This window comes from Streptomyces sp. DH12, assembly GCF_020873895.1.
GTDB lineage: Bacteria > Actinomycetota > Actinomycetes > Streptomycetales > Streptomycetaceae > Streptomyces.
On record NZ_JAHWGT010000540.1, the window covers coordinates 1 to 570 of the forward strand.

Here is a 570-nt window from a genome sequence, read left to right on the forward strand (position 1 = left end):
TCTGGTACCAGTACGCGCCCGGCGGGGACGTGTGGATCCTCACCGGCCTGCACTCCCGCAAGAACCGGCTGCTCCAGGCGGCGGGACGCTTCTCCCTCCTGGTGGAGCGCGTCGAGCCGACCATCCGCTACGTCTCCGTCGAGGGCCCGGTCGTCGACACCTCCCCCGCCACGGTCGAGAGGCTGCGGGAGATCTCGACGCGCTACCTGCCGGCCGAGAAGGTCGAGGGGTACGTGGACTTCGCCTGGAAGAACCACGGCGAGCAGGTCGTCGTACGGATGCGCCCGGAGCGGTGGGTGTCGTCGGACCTCGGATCGATCTGAGTCGGCCGCCTCCTGCCGGGGGGCCGACAATCACCCCATGGAACCCGACCTCCACGAACTGCTGCGGTCCCTGCGGGTGTGGGACCCGGCCGTCACCGACCTGCGCGCCTTCGACCCGGAGCGTGCCCCCGCCGAGCCGCTGCCGCTGTTCGCGCGGTGGCTGGCGGACGCCGCGGCGGCGGGGCAGCACGAGCCGCACAGCATGTCCCTGGCGACGGCGGACGCGGACGGCCTGCCGGACGTACGG

At 72.6% G+C, this 570-nt stretch carries 1 protein-coding gene and 1 pseudogene; both read left to right on the forward strand.

Translation table 11 applies throughout. The features are described from left to right. On the forward strand, positions 1-323 hold a 323-nt coding region (locus LPA54_RS35660; protein ID WP_228984716.1), incomplete at its 5' end, for a pyridoxamine 5'-phosphate oxidase family protein. 37 nt (positions 324-360) lie between these two features. Then, positions 361-570: pseudogene (locus tag LPA54_RS35665) on the forward strand (oxidase); the annotation flags it as partial.